Source organism: Thermomonospora echinospora, assembly GCF_900108175.1.
GTDB lineage: Bacteria > Actinomycetota > Actinomycetes > Streptosporangiales > Streptosporangiaceae > Thermomonospora > Thermomonospora echinospora.
In genome coordinates, this window is the sequence record NZ_FNVO01000012.1 from 42,865 (window position 1) to 62,052 (window position 19,188).

The 19,188-nt window shown below is 73.2% G+C and carries 15 protein-coding genes; 2 read left to right on the top strand and 13 right to left on the bottom strand.

Annotation, left to right across the window (positions count from 1 at the left end; genetic code table 11):
• Positions 1-27 precede the first annotated feature (27 nt).
• The 9 genes from C4U03_RS24675 to C4U03_RS24715 form a co-directional block, all read right to left on the bottom strand.
• Entirely contained in the window at positions 28-1,650 is a 1,623-nt protein-coding gene (locus C4U03_RS24675; RefSeq protein WP_103940543.1) for a GMC oxidoreductase, read from the bottom strand.
• Between the two features lie 392 nt (positions 1,651-2,042).
• Positions 2,043-3,215 carry a zinc-dependent alcohol dehydrogenase gene (locus C4U03_RS24680; RefSeq protein WP_103940545.1) on the bottom strand — a complete coding sequence of 391 codons (1,173 nt, stop codon included), beginning with the start codon at positions 3,213-3,215 and terminating at the stop codon, positions 2,043-2,045.
• Between the two features lie 46 nt (positions 3,216-3,261).
• On the bottom strand, positions 3,262-4,182 hold the full coding sequence (locus tag C4U03_RS24685) for an SRPBCC family protein (RefSeq protein ID WP_103940547.1): 921 nt from the start codon (positions 4,180-4,182) through the stop codon (positions 3,262-3,264).
• Between the two features lie 301 nt (positions 4,183-4,483).
• Entirely contained in the window at positions 4,484-7,114 is a 2,631-nt protein-coding gene (clpB, locus tag C4U03_RS24690; protein WP_103940549.1) for an ATP-dependent chaperone ClpB, read from the bottom strand.
• Positions 7,096-7,455: a chaperone modulator CbpM gene (locus tag C4U03_RS24695; RefSeq protein ID WP_103940551.1), complete on the bottom strand. Its 360-nt coding sequence runs from the start codon at positions 7,453-7,455 to the stop codon at positions 7,096-7,098. The genes clpB and C4U03_RS24695 overlap by 19 nt, the downstream gene beginning before the upstream one ends.
• Positions 7,455-8,432 (bottom strand): DnaJ C-terminal domain-containing protein, encoded by a 978-nt coding sequence (locus C4U03_RS24700; RefSeq protein ID WP_103940553.1) that lies wholly within the window; start codon positions 8,430-8,432, stop codon positions 7,455-7,457. The genes C4U03_RS24695 and C4U03_RS24700 overlap by 1 nt, the downstream gene beginning before the upstream one ends.
• Before the next feature lie 7 nt (positions 8,433-8,439).
• A complete protein-coding gene (locus C4U03_RS24705) occupies positions 8,440-8,985 on the bottom strand; it encodes a nucleotide exchange factor GrpE (protein WP_103940555.1) in 546 nt (181 codons plus the stop codon).
• The gene (dnaK, locus tag C4U03_RS24710) at positions 8,951-10,864 is read right to left on the bottom strand and encodes a molecular chaperone DnaK (protein WP_103940558.1); all 1,914 of its coding nucleotides are present in this window, start codon (positions 10,862-10,864) and stop codon (positions 8,951-8,953) included. Before dnaK ends, C4U03_RS24705 begins: the two co-directional genes overlap by 35 nt.
• A gap of 114 nt (positions 10,865-10,978) precedes the next feature.
• Positions 10,979-11,440: an Hsp20/alpha crystallin family protein gene (locus C4U03_RS24715; RefSeq protein WP_103940560.1), complete on the bottom strand. Its 462-nt coding sequence runs from the start codon at positions 11,438-11,440 to the stop codon at positions 10,979-10,981.
• A 302-nt stretch (positions 11,441-11,742) separates the two neighbouring features.
• Here C4U03_RS24715 and C4U03_RS24720 point away from each other — a divergent pair, with 302 nt between their 5' ends.
• Positions 11,743-14,592 (top strand): helix-turn-helix transcriptional regulator, encoded by a 2,850-nt coding sequence (locus tag C4U03_RS24720; RefSeq protein WP_103940562.1) that lies wholly within the window; start codon positions 11,743-11,745, stop codon positions 14,590-14,592.
• 45 nt (positions 14,593-14,637) lie between these two features.
• On the opposite strand, the gene C4U03_RS24725 is transcribed toward C4U03_RS24720, so the two are convergent.
• Genes C4U03_RS24725 through C4U03_RS24740 form a run of 4 tightly spaced genes read right to left on the bottom strand, consistent with a single transcriptional unit; the run spans position 14,638 to position 18,283 of the window.
• Positions 14,638-15,528: a DUF72 domain-containing protein gene (locus tag C4U03_RS24725; protein WP_103940564.1), complete on the bottom strand. Its 891-nt coding sequence runs from the start codon at positions 15,526-15,528 to the stop codon at positions 14,638-14,640.
• A gap of 39 nt (positions 15,529-15,567) precedes the next feature.
• Positions 15,568-16,599 carry an NAD(P)/FAD-dependent oxidoreductase gene (locus C4U03_RS24730; RefSeq protein WP_103940566.1) on the bottom strand — a complete coding sequence of 344 codons (1,032 nt, stop codon included), beginning with the start codon at positions 16,597-16,599 and terminating at the stop codon, positions 15,568-15,570.
• Between the two features lie 37 nt (positions 16,600-16,636).
• Positions 16,637-17,152 carry an isoprenylcysteine carboxyl methyltransferase family protein gene (locus C4U03_RS24735; protein ID WP_103940568.1) on the bottom strand — a complete coding sequence of 172 codons (516 nt, stop codon included), beginning with the start codon at positions 17,150-17,152 and terminating at the stop codon, positions 16,637-16,639.
• A gap of 9 nt (positions 17,153-17,161) precedes the next feature.
• Positions 17,162-18,283, bottom strand: a complete 1,122-nt coding sequence (locus tag C4U03_RS24740) for a type III polyketide synthase (RefSeq protein ID WP_235018099.1) — start codon at positions 18,281-18,283, stop codon at positions 17,162-17,164.
• A 41-nt stretch (positions 18,284-18,324) separates the two neighbouring features.
• Between C4U03_RS24740 and C4U03_RS24745 the strand changes: the two genes are divergently transcribed.
• Complete coding sequence (locus C4U03_RS24745; protein ID WP_235018100.1) at positions 18,325-19,188, top strand: UbiA family prenyltransferase; 864 nt, start codon at positions 18,325-18,327, stop codon at positions 19,186-19,188.

Consider the following 19,188-nt stretch of genomic DNA (forward strand, 5'->3'; position numbering starts at 1 on the left):
GATCGTTCGCCGGTCGGGCGCGGGGTCTTAGAAGATCCGGCCGAGGTCCTGGCGGACGATGGTGGCCATGCTGTGCTCGGCCAGGGCGGCGATGGTCATGGAGGGGTTGCAGGCGCCGGTGGAGCCGGGGATGCGGGCGCCGTCCAGGACGTAGAGGCCGCGGTGCCCGAGGACGCGGCCGTAGCGGTCGACGGCGGAGCCCATGGGGACGCCGCCAAGAGCGTGCCAGGTCGAGGTGGCCTGGGCGTCCCTGTCGATCATCATTCCGCCGCCCGCCCGGACGAACTCGTTCATGCGGTTGCGGATCAGCGTCTGCAGGTCGGCGTCGCCGGCGGGGTTCCAGGTCAGCTTGGCGTCGTCGGTGGCGGAGTCGTAGGCCCAGGTGCCGGTGGCCTTGACGATCCCGAAGCCGACCACGGTCATCATCTTGGTGCCGTCGGGCGGCAGCATGGGCGAGCCGGCGTGGATGATGGTGTACGGGATGGGGCTGTTGGGGTCGCGTCCGCCGACGCAGGCCGGGCCGCCCTGGGGGCGTCCGGGGTCGTCGTTCATGTTCACCCAGGCGAAGATGCGGTCGCCGTTGTTGCCCCACTGGGTGCCGATGGCGTCGGGCAGGCCGGGGACGAGGTTCTTGGCCTTGGCCTTGACCAGCAGGCGGGTGGTGCCGGGGGAGCCGGCGGCCAGGAACACCGCGTCGGCGATGATGCGCTTGCGCTCCTGGACCTCGCCGTCGGTGTTGATGCGCTCGACGTGCAGCACCCAGCGCTTGAGCAGGTCCAGGGAGATGTCGCGGACGACGTGCAGGGGCTCGGTGCGGACCCGGCCGGTGGCCTCGGCGGCGGCCAGGTAGGTGACGTCGATGGAGTGCTTGCCGCCGTTGTTGACCCCGAAGGTCAGGTCACTGGTGATGTAGGTGGGCTCGTACCTGCCCTCCAGTTCGCCGCGCACGAAGCGCCAGTCGACCGGCAACGGCACCCGGAACGTCCGCAGACCCGCCCTGGGCGCCACGTCCAGGAACAGCCGGGAGGAGCGGTACGGCTCCGCGGCCAGCACGTCGTCGGGAACGGTCGAGATCTTCAGCATCCTGGCCACGGTGGGATAGGCCCACCGGTCCAGGAGGTCGTAGTCGTCGGCCATCATCGGCATGGAGGCCGCGAAGTACTCCTCGGTCGGCTGCAACGTCATGCCGTGGTACGTCAGCGACCCGCCGCCGACGGCGGAGCCGCAGTTGATCGTCATGCCGTTGCCCTGCACGGTCTCCAGCACGCCCGTGTAGGGCTTCCAGGTCCCCGGGACGCCGGGGATCGGGCTGTGGTCGGTCAGCCAGGCCGATCGGCGGTCGACGTTGGCCATGCGGCAGAAGGTCGTGGCGTTCGGCCCGGTCGGCCACCGCAGACCGCGCTCCAGGACCAGCGTCCGTACCCCGGCCTGGGCCAGCCGCAGGGCGGTCACGCCTCCGCCGAAGCCGGTGCCGACGACGACGGCCCGTTCCCGCTGTTCGGTCACGGGGATCCGGGTGGGGACGGTCGTGGCCTGCGCCTTGCCGGGGCCGAGCGCGAGGCCGAGTCCGCCGAGGGCGGCCGCGCCGAGCACCTGCCGGCGGTCGACGCCCGAAGCGGGTCTTGGGTCGGTGGGAGCGTTGTCGGGCATGGGGGGCTCCAAGTCTTCGTCGCGGTGCCAGGCCGGCGGCCTCGGACCCGGGGGCCGGGGTGCCGAGGCCGTGGTGGTCTCACTCGCGGGGGTGGATGAGGACGAGCCGGCGGTTGGAAACTACATTCTCCTTCTCTGTCAATCAACCACTCGCCCGAGGAAAGTGGCAGTTTCATTATTAACATGGAGAAGATTGTGGCCATTCACAGTCGAGGGCGCCGTCCGCACCGCACACCCTTGTGATCATTTGCGCGAATTGGAGAATCCCACAATCAGGAAAGGGCAAGCGCCCCGACCGGGCGGAGGGCGACCGTCGTCCGGGGACGGAGACGGGGGCGAGGGCGGGGGTGGGTGCGCCGCGGCGGGCGTCCGGCCGCGGCGCACCCCGGGTGTCACGGGGTGAGGACGACCTTGTTGCACTCGTCCCGCTTGCTCTTGAACAGCTCGAAGCCCTGCGGAGCCTCCTCCAGCGGCATCCGGTGGGAGATGACGAAGGTGGGGTCGAGGTCGCCCCTGCGGATGCGCTCCAGCAGCGGCCGCATGTAACGCTGGACATGGCACTGGGCGCTGCGCATGGTCAGCGACCGGTTCATGAACGAGCCCATGGGGAACTTGTCCACGAACCCGCCGTAGCCGCCGACCGAGGAGACGATGCCACCGTTGCGGCAGGCCATGATGGCCTCGCGCAGGGCGTGGGGGCGGTCGGTCTCCATCCGGGTGGCCTGCTTGGCGCGGTCGTAGGCGTGGATCGGGCCGGTGGGGTGGTGCGCCTCCATGCCGACGGCGTCGATGCACGCGTCCGGGCCGCGACCGGCGGTCATCTCCTTCAGCGCCTCCATGACGTCGACCTCCTCGTAGTCGACGATCTCGGCGCCGGTGTGCTCGTGGATCCGGCGCAGCCGGTAGGAGAAGCGGTCGATGCAGATGACCTGCTCGGCGCCCAGCAGGTAGGCGCTGACGACGGCGAACTGGCCCACCGGGCCGGCGCCCCACACCGCGACGACGTCGCCGGGGCTGATGTCGCACATCTCCGCGGCCATGTAGCCGGTGGGCAGGATGTCGGACAGGAAGAGGACCTGCTCATCGGACAGGTCTCCGTCGACCTTGAGCGGGCCGAAGTCGGCGAACGGCACCCGCGCGTACTCGGCCTGGCCTCCGGCGTACCCGCCGAGCATGTGCGAGTAGCCGAAGATGCCGGCGGGACTGTGGCCCATGAACTTCTCCGCCAGGCCCGCGTTGGGGTTGGAGTTCTCGCAGACCGAGTACAGCTCGTGCTCGCAGGCCCAGCAGCGGCCGCAGGCGATGGGGAAGGGGACGACGACCCGGTCGCCGGGCCTGAGGTCGGTCACCTCCGGGCCCACCTCGACGACCTCGCCCATGAACTCGTGGCCGAGGATGTCGCCCTTCTTCATGGTGGGGATGTAGCCGTCGTACATGTGCAGGTCGGAGCCGCAGATGGCGGCCGAGGTGATGCGGACGATCGCGTCCCGGGAGTTGAGGATCTTCGGATCCGGCACCTCGGTGACCTCGACCGAGTTACGGCCCATCCAGCAGTTGGCCTTCATCGCGTTCTCCTTGCTCGCAAGCCTTGACGTCGGTCGCGGTCGTGGTTCAGCCGACCGGGAGGGGCTGGGCGGGGCGCTGCCTGACCTGGCGAATCGCGTAGGCGCCCTCGGGGCTGCCCTCGGAGCGGACCACCTCGCCCGCCTCCATGACCTGCTTGAGGCGACGCAGGTCGTCGCGGACCTGCTGCTCGGGATGCTCGCCGAGCAGCTTGGCGAAGGCGGCGCCGACCTTGCCGGCGGGCGGGTCGTAGGCCAGGTTCACCCGCAGCTCGGTGCCGCGCTCGCCGGGGGCGTCGGCGAAGTGCACCGCGCCCGCGTTGGGTACATCGGCCCGGCTCATCGACTGCCAGGCGATGAGCTCGTCGGGCAGGTCCTCGACGATCTCGGCGTCCCACTCGATGCTCCACCGCACCGGTCCCCGGACCTTCCAGTGCGAGCGCGTCTTGCCCTTGACCTCCACCGACTCCAGGTGGGCCATGAAGCGCGGCAGGTTGGTGAAGTCATGCCAGTAGCGGTAGACCTCCCGGCGCGGGCGGTTGATCGTGATGGCCGCGTGCAGTTCCATGGCGTGCTCGCCGCCCTCCCGCCTGCGCAGCGTCCGCGTCGCGGCGTACAGGTCGACGGCCGTGATGGCGACCAGCACGGCCGTGGCGGCGGTGGCCCGCTGCCTGCGTCCACTGTCGCGGGAGACGAGGGCGCGGCCCATCACGGTCAGGTCCATGGCGTCGCCCGCGACGCGGCTCCACACTCCCGGGATGGGATTGCGGACGCCCAGCAGGAGCGCGGCGTGCAGCAGCTCGCGCAACCCCACGATGGGCACGATCGTCTGGGCCAAGGCCGAGTCGTCGAGGCCCGCCAGCCGGCAGACGGCGCGCGGTGCGGCGAGCTGGGTCGCGCCCAGCCCGAGACTGGCCCAGCCGAGCAGGTCGGCCAGGCGTTTGGTAATGGGATCATGGTGTCGGTTCATGACGTCCTCATCGGGTCCGAGCCTCCTGCGACTGCGCCGGTTCAGCGTGTCGGTGGCTTCGACGGATGGTGTTGACGGGGAACCGGCCGCTCTCGGGCCACGGCACCGGGTTCCGGTGGAGACAGGTGGCCGGGTCCTGCGGATGCGACATGGGCGGCCGACTGTCGACCTGACTCCAGGTCGGGTACCCCGGGCCTCACCATGAACCGGTATAAAAGGCAAAAATCACCCATAACCCGACGTTTTGGGGAAAGGTGTACGCCGTGGGCGCACCCCGCCACCCGCGCCGCCGGCTATGCGGTCATGACGCTTCGCGCTCCGCCGGATTCTCGTAGCCCACCTTCAGCTCGCCCCCCTCGGCGAAGATGTGGATCACGGCGCCGTCCCGGACGTCCCCGGCCAGCAGGGCCCGGCCGATCCGGGTCTCGACCTCGCGGGAGATGAACCGGCGCAGCGGGCGGGCGCCGTAGACCGGGTCGAAGCCCTCCTCGGCGATCAGCAGGCGGGCGCTCTCGTCCACGTCCAGCCGCATCCGCCGGTCGGCCAGCCGCCCGCGCAGCTCCTCGAACATCAGGTCCACGATCCGCTCGATCTGCGGCAGGGTCAGCGGCTTGAACAGCACCACGTCGTCGACCCGGTTGAGGAACTCCGGCCGGAAGTGCCGGCGCAGCTCGGCCATCACCTGCTCGCGGGCATCGGGCTTGATCTCGCCCTCGGAGGTGACGCCGTCCAGCAGGAACTCCGACCCGATGTTGGAGGTCATGATGATGACCGTGTTGCGGAAGTCGACGGTGCGGCCCTGCGCGTCGGTCAGCCGCCCGTCGTCGAGCACCTGCAGCAGGGTGTTGAACACGTCCGCGTGCGCCTTCTCGACCTCGTCGAACAGCACCACCGAGTAGGGCTTGCGCCGCACCGCCTCGGTGAGCTGGCCGCCCTCCTCGAACCCCACGTAACCGGGCGGGGCGCCGACCAGGCGGCTGACGGTGTGCCGCTCCTGGTACTCGCTCATGTCGACGCGGACCATGTTCTCGTCGGTGTCGAACAGCGCCGCGGCGAGGGTGCGGGCCAGCTCGGTCTTGCCGACGCCGGTGGGGCCGAGGAAGAGGAACGACCCGATGGGCCGGCGCGGATCTTTGATGCCCGAGCGGGCCCGGATGATGGCGTCGGCCACCAGCCGCACCGCCTCCTCCTGCCCGACGACCCGCTCGTGCAGGACCTCGTCGAGCCGCAGCAGCTTGTCCCGCTCGCCCTCCTGCAGCCGGCTCACCGGGATCCCGGTCCAGCGTGCGACGATCGCGGCGATCTCCTCCTCGGTCACCACCTCGCGCAGCAGCCGGCCCCGACCCTGCTTGTCGGCCAGCCGCTCCTCCTCGGCGCGCAGCCGCCGCTCCAGCTCCGGCAGCAGGCCGTGCCGCAGCTCCGCCGCCCGGTTGAGGTCATAGTCGCGTTCGGCCTGCTCGGCCTCCTGCCGGACCTGCTCCATCCGCCTGCGCAGGTCCTGCACCTGGCGCAGCGCCCGCCGCTCGGCCTCCCACTGGGCCTTCATGGCGTCGGCTTCGGCCCGCAGGTCGGTCAGCTCCTTGCGCAGGTCCGCCAGGCGCGCCCGGGAGGCCGGATCGTCCTCCTTGGACAGCGCCGCCTCCTCGATCTCCAGCCGCATCACCCGGCGGGTGAGCTCGTCCAGCTCGGCCGGCATCGAGTCGATCTCGGTACGGAGCATCGCGCACGCCTCGTCGACCAGGTCGATCGCCTTGTCCGGCAGGAACCGGTCGGAGATGTAGCGGTGGCTCAGCACGGCGGCGGCGACCAGCGAGCCGTCCTGGATCTTCACCCCGTGGAAGACCTCCAGGCGCTCGCGCAGCCCGCGCAGGATCGAGATGGTGTCCTCCACCGAGGGCTCGTCGACCAGGACGGGCTGGAACCGCCGCTCCAGGGCGGCGTCCTTCTCGATGTGCTTGCGGTACTCCTCGATCGTGGTCGCGCCGATCATGTGCAGCTCGCCGCGGGCCAGCATCGGCTTGAGCATGTTGCCGGCGTCCATCGCCCCCTCGGCGGCGCCCGCGCCGACCACGTTGTGCAACTCGTCGACGAACAGCAGGATCCGGCCCTCGGCCGCCTTGACCTCGGTGAGCACGGCCCTGAGACGTTCCTCGAACTCCCCGCGGTACTTGGCGCCGGCCACCAGCGAGCCCATGTCCAGGCTGAAGACCGTCTTGTCGCGCAGCCCCTCCGGGACGTCGCCGCGGTGAATCCGCTGGGCCAGCCCCTCGACGATGGCGGTCTTGCCGACGCCGGGGTCGCCGACCAGGACCGGGTTGTTCTTGGACTTGCGGGACAGGATCTGCACGACCCGGCGGATCTCGGAGTCCCGGCCGATGACCGGGTCGAGCCGGCCCGAGGCCGCCTCCGCCACCAGGTCCCGGCCGTACTTGGCCAGCGCCTCGTAGGCGGCCTCCGGCATCGCCGAGGTCACCCGCTGGTGGCCGCGGATCCTGGTGAGCACCTGCAGGAAGCCGTCCCTGGTGAGGCCGTTGCGGTGCAGCAGGCGCCCGGCCGCCGTCTGCGAGCCCTCCTCCAGCAGCGCGATGAACAGGTGCTCGACCGAGACGTACTCGTCCTTGAGCCGGTCGGCCTCCTGTTGGGCGGCGTCGAGCAGGCGGGACAGCCGCTGGGTGACGCGCACCTGGCCGGGCTCGACTCCGGGTCCGCTGACCCGGGGCCGGCGGCTCAGCTCGGCCTCCAGCTCCCGGCGCAGCCGTTCCGGATCGGCGGGGGTCTCCGTCAGCAGCCGGGGCACCAGGCCCTCCGGCTGGTCGAGCAGGGCGAGCAGCAGGTGTTCGCCGTCGACCTCGGTGTGCCCGAAGCGCAGCGCCCTGGTCTGGGCGTCGTGCAGCGCCTCCTGGGACTTCTGGGTCAGGCTGTTGGGGTCCACGGTCGGCCTCCCATGTCAGGCGGGGACTGTCGGGAACTGCGGCGCAGCGCCTCCTCCAGGGCCGCGATGCGGTCGAGCAGGTCGATCACCAGGCCCAGGGCGGCGTAGTTGAGTGCGCATCCGGCGCGCAGCCGCTGGATGCGCGCCAGTGCGGTGAGCTGCGCGGGCGGGAACCACGGCTCGCCCGACGGGCCGGGCTCGGGGTCGAGCAGCCCGAGGCGCACCAGCCGGCGCACCAGCTCCGGATGGGCGCCGCCGGCGCGGGCGAACGTCTCCAGGTCCATGCGCGCGGGCCCGGTCCGGACGAGGGCGTAGACGGCCCCCGGCAGGGGCTGGCTCATCACCGGCTCCTCGGGTTCCTCGGGTCGAACGACGACGCCGCGGCCAGCTCCTCCAGCAGCCGCCGTTCCCGGTCCGACAGGTGCCGCGGGACCATGATCCGGGCCTCGGCGAACAGGTCGCCCGGAGTACCGTGCGGGTGGGGCAGCCCCCGGCCGCGCAGCCGCAGCCGCCGCCCGCTCGACGTGCCGGAAGGCACCTTCACCTTGGCCTCACCGCCGGGGGTGTCCACCGCGACCGTGGCGCCGAGGGCGGCCTCCCAGGGCGCCAGCGGCAGGTCGGTGTACAGGTCGCGGCCCTCGACGCGGTAGCGGGGGTGCGGGGCGATCCGCACGATGAGGTACAGGTCGCCGGCGGCGGCGCCGCCCCCGCCCCGGCCGCCCTGACCGGCCAGCCGGACGCGCTGCCCGTCGACGACCCCGGCGGGGATGGTGACGTCGATGGTCTGCGGCCCGCCCGGCCGGTCGATGGTGAGCGTGCGGTACGCGCCCCGGTACGCCTCCTCCACGCTCACCTCGACCTCGGCCTCCTGGTCGGCCCCGCGCGTCGGGCCCCACCGGCCGCGGCGGCGCCCGCCGCCGAACAGCCCGCCGAACAGGTCCTCCAAGTCGATCTCCTCGCCGACATCGCCGACGTCCCCGCCGAAGCCGCCGAAGCCGCCGGTGAACGGGCCGCCCGCCCCGGCTCCGGCCCCCGCCCCGGCTCCGGCCCGGGCGCGCGACCGCGCCCACGTCTGCGGATCCACGCCCTCGGGGACCGACCGGAATTCGGGGCCGAAGGCGTCGTAACGGCGGCGCTGGTCGGGGTCGGACAGGATGGAGTACGCCTCGGAGACGTCCTTGAACTTCTCCTCCGCCCCCGGGTCCTTGTTGATGTCGGGGTGGTAGGCCCGGGCCAGCTTCCGGTAGGCCCGCTGGATCTCGTCCTGGTCGGCGTGGTGCGCCACGCCCAGGGTCTCGTACGGGTCGCGTACCGCCATCAGGCCATCAGTCCTCGGCCTTCGCGGCCACCGACACCATCGCGGGCCGCAACTGGTGCTCGGCGTCGCCGTAGCCGGGCTGGTGCACCTCCACGATCGTGCCCGCGGGCGCGTCCGTGTCGGTCCGCACGCCGACCGCCTCGTGCCGCGCCGGATCGAACGGCACGCCGAGATCGTCGCGGCGCGGGTAGCCGAGGTCGGCCAGCATGGCCACGGCCCGGTCGCGCACGGTGCGCACGCCCTCGATGATGTCCTGCGGGTTCGCCGCGGCGTGCTCCAGAGCGCGTTCGAGGTCGTCCAGGATCGGCAGCCACCGTGCGGCGATCCGGGCCCGTTCCCGCTCGCGCTCGGCGCCCAGGTCGCGGGCCACGCGCTTGCGCAGGTTGTCCAGGTCGGCCAGGGCGCGCCGGCGCAGCTCCTCCAGCTCGGCCACCCGGGCCTGGAGCCGTTCGATCTCCTCCTGCGGGGAGGGCCGCCCGCCCCGCGCCTCGGCCGGCTGTGCTTCGGTCGGCTGCGGATCAGTCGGGTGTGGTGAACTCGGCGTCGATGACATCGTCGTCCGAACCCCCCGTCGTGGACGCGCCCGGACCGCTCGGTCCACCCGGTCCGGCTCCCGGTCCGGCGCCCGCACCGGCTCCGGCGGTGACGGCGCTCAGGCTGTGGTACATCTGCTGCAGCTCGGCGACCAGCGAGCGCATCCGCTCCAGCGGCGCCTCCTCCTTGATCGCCTGGCGGGCGTCGTTGACGAGCATCTCCGCCCGCGCCCGCTCGTGCGTGGGCACCGCCTCGCCCAGCTCGCCCAGCCGGCGTTCCACCTGGTAGGCGGCCGAGTCCAGCTCGTTGCGGGCGTCGATCAGCGTGCGCAGCCGGGCGTCCTCCTGGCGGTGCCGCTCGGCGTCGGCGACCATTCGCTGCACCTCGCTCTCGTCGAGGTTGGAGCTCTCGCTGATGGTGATGCGCTGCTCGGTGCCGGTGTCCTTGTCGCGGGCGGAGACGTTGAGGATGCCGTTGGAGTCGATGTCGAAGGTCACCTCGACCTGCGGCAGGCCGCGCGGCGCGGGCCGGATGTTCTCCAGCCGGAAGCGTCCCAGCACCCGGTTGTCGGCGGCCCGCTCCCGCTCGCCCTGCAGCACCACCACGTCGACCGCGGTCTGGTTGTCCTCGGCGGTGCTGAAGGTCTCGCTGCGGCGGGCCGGGATGGTGGTGTTGCGCTCGATGACCTTGGTCATCACCCCGCCCAGCGTCTCCAGGCCGAGCGACAGCGGCGTGACGTCCAGCAGCAGGACGTCCTTGACCTCGCCCTTGAGCACCCCGGCCTGGATCGCCGCGCCCATCGCGACGACCTCGTCGGGGTTGACGGTCATGTTCGGGTCCTTGCCGCCGGTCAGCCGGCGGACCAGGGCCTGCACCGCGGGGATCCGGGTGGAGCCGCCGACCAGGATCACCTCGTCGATGTCGTTGGCGGTGACCTTGGCGTCGGCCATCGCCTGCCGCACCGGTCCGGTACAGCGCTCCACCAGGTCGGCGGTGATCTGCTCGAAGGTCGAGCGCATCAGCGTGGTGTTGAGGTGCTTGGGGCCGGTGGCGTCGGCGGTGACGAACGGCAGGCTGATCTGCGTCTGGGTGACCGAGGACAGCTCCACCTTGGCCTTCTCGGCGGCCTCGAACAGCCGTTGCAGGGCCTGCGGGTCGGCGCGCAGGTCGATCCCGGTGTCGCGCTGGAACTCCCCGGCCAGATGGTCGACGATGCGCCGGTCGAAGTCGTCGCCGCCCAGGTGACCGTCCCCGGAGGTGGCGCGGACCTCCACCACGTCGTCGCCGATGTTGAGCAGGCTGACGTCGAACGTGCCGCCGCCCAGGTCGAACACCAGGACGGTCTCGTTCGCCCGCTTGTCCAGGCCGTAGGCCAGTGCGGCGGCGGTCGGCTCGTTGATGATGCGCAGCACGGTGAGCCCGGCGATGCGCCCGGCGTCGTTGGTGGCGTGCCGCTGGGCGTCGTTGAAGTAGGCGGGCACGGTGATGACCGCCTCGGTGACCTTCTCCCCGAGGAACTTGCCCGCGTCGTCCACCAGCTTGCGCAGCACCAGGGCGGAGATCTCCTCCGGGGCGTACAGCTTGCCGCGGACGTTGAAGCGCGCCATCCCGTCCGGCCCCTCGACCACGTCGAAGGAGACCGCGTTCATCTCGCTGGTGACCTCGTTGTAGCGCCGCCCGATGAACCGCTTGGCCGAGGTGATGGTGCCCTTCGGGTTCAGGATCGCCTGGCGCCGCGCCAGTTGCCCGACGAGTCTTTCGCCCTGCTCGGTGAAGGCCACCACGGACGGCGTGGTCCGCGACCCCTCGGCGTTGGGGATCACGGTGGCCTGCCCGCCCTCGGTCGCCGCGATCACCGAGTTGGTGGTGCCGAGGTCGATGCCGACTGCCTTGGCCATCAGACTTCCTCTCACCCGTCCTCCGCGGACCGGCGGGCCGCCTCGGGAGGTCCCGTGGAGTGGGCCGGGACCTCCCGGGGGCCGCCGGAGCCGCCCGGAGCCGCCCGGGCCCGATCAGGACGAGATCTCGATGTGACGGGGCTTGGCCGCCTCCGCCTTGTGGATCATGATCTGCAGTACGCCGTGCTCCATGTGGGCCTCGACCTGGTTGGGATCGACGTCGCTGGGCAGCTGGGCGCGGAACTCGAACCTGCCCGTCCGGCGCGTCCTGCGGCGGAACCGCTTGCCCTCCTCCTCCTTGGTCTCACCGGTGACGGTGAGCACCTGGTCGTTCAGCTGGATGTCGAGGTCCTCCTTGCGCACTCCCGGCAGGTCCAGCTCGACGACGTAGGAGTCCTCGGTCTCGGATATGTCGGCCAGCGGAACCCACGGTGCCTGTACATGGGGCCCGGCGGGTCCGCTGACGGGGAAGCCGAGCAACTGCCCCAGCCGGTCGTAGAGATCCTCGAACTCCCGCTCCGGGTCGAAGAACAGGCCGGTCCGGCCGGGCCGGTGGGTGGGTTGCTGCAGCGCCATGGCGGCACCTCCTCCGTCAACACGGTCTGGCTACGTACCGACGTTGCGCCACATAAGGGGAGGGGCACATCCTCCGATCGTGTAGGTCCGTGCGTGGATTCACGACGCGCGCCCGGCCCGTCATCGGCGTGTGCGCGGCGGGGATCCACGCCCCTGCCCGCTCGTGCGCGCCCGCGTCGCCCGTCCGGGCCGTCCCGCCGGGCTACCCGATCTGAGGATGTACGAGCGGGGATGGGCCACCGGCATCATCCCGGCATATCGGGGCAGGCCGCCGGTGACGGCCTGCACGGGGGGTGGGGCCGATGGCCGATCGCGCCCAGGACGGGAGGGGCATCCTCGGCCTGCTGCGGCGCGCCGGGCCGGGCGGGCCGAAGGTCGTGCTCGTCGAGGGCGAGCCGGGCAGCGGCAAGACCCACCTGCTGTCCGAGGTCGCGCGGGCCGCCGCCGGCGAGGGCTTCGCGGTCGTCTCCGGACGATCCCACGAGCTGGGGCAGCCGGTGGAGACGGGGCCGCTGCTGGCGGCCCTGGGCGCCGCGGCCGCCGGCCCGGCGTCCCCCGACGGGCCCAGCCAGGGGGTACGGCTGGCCGATGGGCTGCGGACGGCGCTGGAGGCCCGCGCCCGCACCGGCCCCCTGCTGGTCCTCCTGGACGACCTGCAGTGGGCCGACCCGGCGACGATCGCGGTCCTGCGCACGCTGCCGGCCCGGCTGGCCGCGCACCCGGTGCGCTGGGTCCTGGCCCGCTGCACCGTGCGCGGCGGCAACGCCGTCGGCAGGCTGTTCGCCCTGCTGGAGGAGGACGGGGCGGTCCTGGTCCGGCTTCGCCCGCTGAGCCCCGAGGACGTCGCCGGACTGGTCGTCGACACGCTCGGGGCGCGCCCCGACCCGGACCTGCTCACGCTGGCCGAGCGGGCGGGCGGCAACCCGCTGCTGCTGGTGGAGCTGCTGAAGGGGCTGCGCGACGAAGGCGGGGTGACGGTCGCCTGGGGCCGTGCCCGGCTGGTATCGCCGCGGCTGCCGCAGCGGATCCACACCCTCGTACGGCACCGCCTCCAAGCGCTGGACCCGGCCGCGCGGCAACTGCTGGAGGTGGTGGCGGTGCTGGGGCCCGCGTTCACCCCCGCCGACGCGGCCGACCTGCTCGGCATCACCCCCGCCGAACAGTTGCCCCTGCTGGAGACGGCACTGACGGCCGGTTTCCTGACCGTGCGGGAGGAGGATCTGGCGTTCCGGCAGGAACTGGTCCGCCAGGCCGTCGTGGCGGCGATCCCCGCCCCCGTCCGTCAGGCGCTGCACGTCCAGATCGGCAGGACGCTGCTGGGCCGTGGCGACCGGGTGACGGACGCGGCCGCGCACCTGATGGACGGGGCGGGGCCGGGCGACCCGCCCGCCCTGGCGGACCTGGACCGGGCCGCCGCGAAGGTGCTCGCCTCCGCCCCGCCGGTCGCCGCCGACCTGGCGCGGCGGGCGCTGGCCCTCACCGCCCCGGCCGACCCCCGGTGGTTCCCCCGTGCCCTGGCCGCGGTGAACGCCCTCCTCGCCGCGGGACGGCCGGCCGAGGCCGTCGAGCTCGCCGAGCCCGCGCTGCGCCACGGCACGGCCGGCCCCGCCACCGCCGAACTGCTGACCGCGCTGTCGTTCGCGCTGCTGTCGACGGGCCAGGTGGCCAGGGCGTCGGCGGCGGCCACGGCCGCGCTGGACATGCCCGGCCTGCCCGACGAGCTGCGGGACCGCGCCGAGCTGGCCCTGCTGCAGGCCGAGGCCGAGCGGGCCGGCGGCACCGGTGTCCGGGAACGGGCGCGGGCGATCGTCGCCGCGGACCGGCCGCACAGACGGGCCGTGACCACCGGGGCGCTCACCGTCCTGGCCCTGGGCTGCTGGGACGAGGGCGACCTGGGCGGCGCGCTGGAGTTCGCCCGCGCCGCCGTACGGCAGGCGGCCGACGGCCCCGCGGACGCGCGCCGCCTCCACCCGGGCGTGATCCTGGCCATGCTGCTGGCCGACGTCCGCCGCGCCGACGAGGGAAGGCAGGCGATGGCGGTCGCCGCCCGGGAGGCCGAGGCCCTCGGCCAGGCCGGCCAGGAGATCCCCCCGGCGATCCTGCGGTCCCGCCTGCACCTGGCCGAAGGACGGCCGGGCGAGGCGATCCGGGAGGCCGGGAACGCCCTGGAGACGGCCACCGCGATCGGTGCGCACCTGCTGGCCACCGCCGCGCGTTCGGCGCTGTCCCTCGCGGCCCTGCGCTCCGGCGACCTGCAGACCGCCGCCGGGCACCTGCGCGGCGACCGGGCCCGGCCGGCGCGTCCGGGCTCCTCCCTCACGGCCGACCGGGCGGAACTGATCGAGGCGCAGGTGATCGAGGCGTGCGAGGGCCCGCGGGCGGCCATGGCCGCGCTGACCGGGCTCTACGAGGGCCTGCCGGAGCACAACTGGGCGCTGGTCGGCGACCCTGCCACCCCGGCCTGGCTGGTGCGGACGGCCCTGGCGGCCGGTGAACGCGAGCGGGCCGAGCGTGTCGTGGCCGTGGCCGACCGGCTCGCCAGGATCAATCCCGGCTTCCCCGGCATCGTCGCCGCCGCCGTGCACGCCCACGGGCTGCTGCACCGCGATCCGGACGCGCTGGCCCGCGCCGCCGCCGAGCACCCCGACCCCTGGGCCCGCGCCTCGGCCGGCGAGGACCTGGGCGTGCTGCTGTGCGAGGAGGGCGGTGCGCGCAGGCGGGCGATCCAGTGCTTCGATGAGGCCCTGGCCGGATATCTGGCGACCGAGGCGACGCGGGACGCGGCCCGGGTGCGCGGGCGGCTGCGCCGGCTCGGTGAACGCCGCCGTCACTGGGAGCGCTCCGACCGGCCGGCCACCGGATGGGCCAGCCTGACCGGAACCGAGCGGCGGGTCTCCGGGCTGGCCGCCCAGGGGCTGACCAACCGGCGCATCGCCGAGCAGATGTTCGTCAGCTCCCACACCGTGGCGTTCCACCTGCGCCAGGTGTTCCGCAAGCTCGGCATCGGCTCGCGCGTCGAGCTGGCCCGCTTCGTCCTCGAACACGCCGAGGACCGGACGCCGCCGGAGAACGGGACCCGGCCCTCGGGGAAGCCGCGGGGATCGCGGTCCCGGCGGCCGGGGACCACCCGTTCGGGGACACGGGGGAACTGATCGTCGGCACCCGCCGTCGCGGGCGTCCCCGAGCCCGCCCTCGGCTCAGGGGGTCGCGTGTCGTTCCGCGCCGAGCAGGGAGGCGAGCCGGGCCGCGTTCTGCTGGGAGTGGTCGGCGCAGCAGTTGTTGAAGATCAGGTGGGTCGTCTCGGCGCGCTCGGTGAGGTCCTTGATCCTGGCCGCCCAGGAGCGCATCTCCTCCTCGCTGTAGAGGTAGGCGAACCGTTCGCGGACGTCGCCGCTGTTCCACCGCTCGCTGTGGCCGTGGAACCGGACGACGGCCAGGTCGCTGGTGGCCGCCAGCACCGGCGGAATGGAGGTCGGGTGGCCCTGCGGCATGTCCACGCTGACGTACGGCAGGTCGTGCTCGGCGAGGAAGCCCAGCGTGGCGGCCCGGTTCTCCTCGCTCATCCAGGTGGCGTTGCGGAACTCCACGCAGATCCGCATCGGCGCGCACCGCTCCTTCACCTGGAGGATGTACCGGCGGTTGCGCTCCCCGAACGGGAACCATCCCGGGAACTGGAACAGCAGCACCCCGAGCCGGCCCGCCTCGTGCAGCGGCCGCAGCGCGCCGAGGAACCGCTGCCACACCTCCTCGACGACGTCCGGGGGCACGTCCTGCGGATACAGGTTCCGCTTGTTCGGCACCCTGTCGCGCAGATCCCGGTAGAGCGCGCCCGGCCGGGTGGGGTGCCCGGTGAGCAACGAGAACGCCTTGACGTTGAACGTGAAGTCCTCCGGCGTGCGGTCCCGCCACAGGGCGACCGTCCGTTCGGCGGGCGGCGAATAGTAGGTCGCGTCCACCTCGACCAGCCGGAACCTGGAGGCGTAGAAACGCAGCCGGTCCTCGGCGGTCTTCGCCTCCGGCGGATACCAGCCCGAGGCGAGCAGCGTTTTGTCCGTCCAGGAGGCGGTGCCGACCAGGATCTTCCCCATGCCCGCAGCCTAGAGGCCCTCCGGGACGGCCCGCGGGGCTCAGCCCAGCGCGTTCACCGCCGCCGCGAAGACGCCGGGAAGGCGTTCGGCCAGCGGGACGATCCGGTGGCCGAGCGCGGGATGACGGCGGGCTCGTATCAGGCCCTCCGTCAACAGCCGGTAACGGCGGGTCGCGTTCCGCCAGTCCGTTTCGTAGTTGCCGGGGGTACCCCGGCGCAGGTTGCCGACCAGGGCTTCGGCGCCGGCGAGGGCCAGGCTGATTCCCTCGCCGGTGAGCGCGTCGATGTAACCGGCGGCGTCGCCGACGAGCAGCACCCGCCCGTGGACGCGCGTACGGGCGCTCTGGCGCAGGGGGCCCGCACCGCGTACGGCGGTGAGGGCGGCCTCGGCGGGGAACCGGGCGGCCAGGCCTGGAAAGGCGGTCAACTGAGTGTCGAAGGGGGACCGTTGGGTCGTCAGCAGGGCGACGCCGACGAGCGCGGGGCCGAGGGGGGTGACGTACGCCTCCCCGCACGGCCCCCAGTGCACCTCGACACAGGACGACCGCGGCGGCACGGCATAGTGGCGGCGCAGGCCGTACCGGGGCGTCCCGCGGGTTGCGGCCTCCAGGCCGAGCGCGCGCCGGATCGGCGAGTGCAGACCGTCCGCGGCGGCCAGCCAGCGTGCGCGCAGACCGGCGCCGACCGCCGTCACGCCCGTGGCGTCCTGCCGGATCTCTCCCACGCGCACGGGCAGCACGGGCACCCCCGCGTCGATGACGGCCTGGTGGAGGGCGGCGTGCAGGCCGGTGCGGCGCACGCCGAGACCGGGGGAGCGGCGGAACGCCGCCTGGACGTGGCACGCCCCCTGGACGTAGCGGATTCCCGTGATGGGATGGCCCGGAACGGGCACGCCGAGCGCATGCAGGGCGCGGACGGCCCCGGGCATCAGGCCCTCGCCGCACGCCTTGTCGACGGGCGTCCGGCGCGGCTCGGCCACGACCACGTCGAAGCCGGCGCGCACGGCGTGCAGAGCGGTCGCCAGACCGGCCGGGCCGCCTCCGACGACCAGCAGGTCGTGCCCGCCGCTCACTGGTGCACGATCCTCTTGTCGGTAGCCATGTGACTGCTCATGCGGACACGGCCCGGGCGAGCGCCGCATTCTCGCAGCGGATGCGGACGGTGAGCAGGGCCGCGTTGGCCACGGTGAACGTCGTGGCGGTCAGCCAGGCGGAATGCACCAAGGGCAGCGCGATGATCTCCGCCACGACGGCGACATAGTTGGGATGGCGCAGGAACCGGTAGGGCCCCGTACCGACCAGCCGGGCGCCGGGGACCACGATGACACGGGTGTTCCAGTACGGCCCCAGCGTCGTGATGCACCACCAGCGCAGGGCCTGGGCCAGCGCGGCGAGCGCCAGCATGGGCCACCCCAGCGCGGGCAGGAACGGCCGGTGGGCGAGCAGGGGTTCGAGGAGACAGCAGACCAGCAGGCCCGTGTGCAGGGCGACCATGACCGGGTAGTGGCCGCGGCCGTACTCCACACCGGCGTGGGCGCGGGTCCAGGCCGCGTTGCGCCGGGCCACGGCGAGTTCGGCGATCCGCTCGGCGGCGACGGCGAGGATGAGGAGTGCGTACCACTGCATGATGGGCGCTCACCAGCGCAGCAGGACGAGTTCGGAGGAGAAGCCCGGCCCCATCGCCATCAGCAGCCCCCACGTGCCGGGAGCGGGCCGCTCCGATTCCCAGGTGCTCTGCAGGACGTGCAGCACGGAGGCCGAGGACAGGTTCCCGACGGCGGCGAGCGAGCGCCGGGTGGCGTCCAGCGCGTCGTCCGGCAGGTCCAGCGCGTCGGCGACGGCGGAGATGACCTTGGGGCCGCCCGGATGGCACACCCAGGTGCCGATGTCGCCGACGGTGAGGCCGTGACCGGCGAGGAAGCCGTGCACCTCCCGGCCGAGATGGGCGCGTACCACGGCGGGGATGCCCGCGCCGATGACGACGCGGAAGCCGGTGGCGCCGACGTCCCACCCCAGGAGCCGTTCGGTGTCGGGGTACAGGCGGCTGCGCGTGGCGACCACCGCCGGCCCCGCGTCGTCCCGCCCCGCGTCGGCGCCGTACGCGACGACCGCCGCCGCGCCGTCGCCGAATAGGGCCCCGGCGACGAGGTTGGCCATGGAGCCGTCGCGTCGCTGCAGGGTCAGCGAGCACAGTTCGACGGAGAGCAGCACGGCGACGTCGCCGGGGTGCCCGCGCAGGTAGTCGTGCAGCCGGGCCAGCCCGGCGGCGCCCGCGACGCAGCCCAGGCCGAACACCGGGAGCCTCTTGACGTCCGGCCGTAACCCCAGCCGCCCGGCCAGCCGGGCGTCCAGCGACGGGGCGGCGACGCCGGTGATGGACACGCACACCAGCAGGTCCACCTCGGCCGGGGTGCGCCCGGCCGCCGTCAGGGCGCCGGTCAGGGCCTCCTCGCCCAGGTCGAGCCCGGCCGCTATCCAGGCGTCGTTGCTCTGCCCGAAGTCGCCGAGTCCGGCGTACCGCTCGATCGGCAGGGCGAGATGGCGGGTGCGCACCCCGGCGGCCGTGTGCACGCGGCGCAGCAGGGCGCGATCGTCGCAGGGGGCCAGGGACAGGTCGCCGATCAGCTCGGTGATCTGGTCCTGCGTGTACCGGTGAGGCGGCAGGGCGGTGTGGACGGCGGCGATCGTGGTCGCATGGCCCGGTCCGGTCGCCCGTCCCGGTGCGGCGGACAGATCACGCCTGCCACTGGATGTCACGCAGAGTCCTTCTGGCATACACATATCGTTACCATGTTGCCGTGTCCGCATTCTCATCCGAGGTCCTCGTACGCCCGGCCCGCCGCCTGGCGGCGCTGCTGCGCTCCTGCCACCCGGAGCCGGCGGTCGCGGTGACGGTGCTGCTGACCGCGCTGGCCGTGGCGGCGGGCCGGGGACCGGCCGGTTCGGCGGCGGTGGCCGCGGCCGTGCTGGCCGGCCAGCTCTCGGTGGGCTGGTGCAACGACGCGGCCGACGCGGAACGCGACAGGGCCGCCGGACGCCGGGACAAACCGGTGGCCGGCGGTGAGATCTCCTCGCGCACGGTGGCCGTTGCCGCGCGGACGGCCCTGGTGCTGTGCGTGCCGCTGTCACTGCTGAGCGGTGCCCTGGCGGGAACGGTGCACGTCATGGCCGTGTTGGCCGGAGGCTGGGCCTACAACCTGTGGTTCAAGCGCACGGTGCTCTCCCCGCTGCCCTACGCCCTGGCCTTCGGCGCGGTGCCCGCCTTCATCACCCTCGGCCTGCCGTCACACCCCTGGCCGGCCTGGTGGGTGATGACGGCGGGGGCGCTGCTCGGGGTGGGGGCCCACCTGGTGAACGTGCTCCCGGACATCGAGGACGACCTGGCCGCCGGCGTGCGCGGGCTGCCGCAACGGCTGGGCCGCACGGCCTGCCGATGGCTGGCCCCGTTCGTGATGCTGACCGCCGTGGGGGTGCTCGTCGCCGGGCCGCCCGGGCCGGTGGACGCCCTGAGCGGGACGCTGGCGGGGGCGGCGGCGATCATCGCGATCGCGGGCACCGCCCTGCCGTCCGGGGCCCGCGGCAGGCGGCCGTTCCGGGCGGCGATCGCGGTGGCGGGCCTGGCCGTGATGCTGCTGCTGTTGCGGGGCTCGGACCTGGCCTGA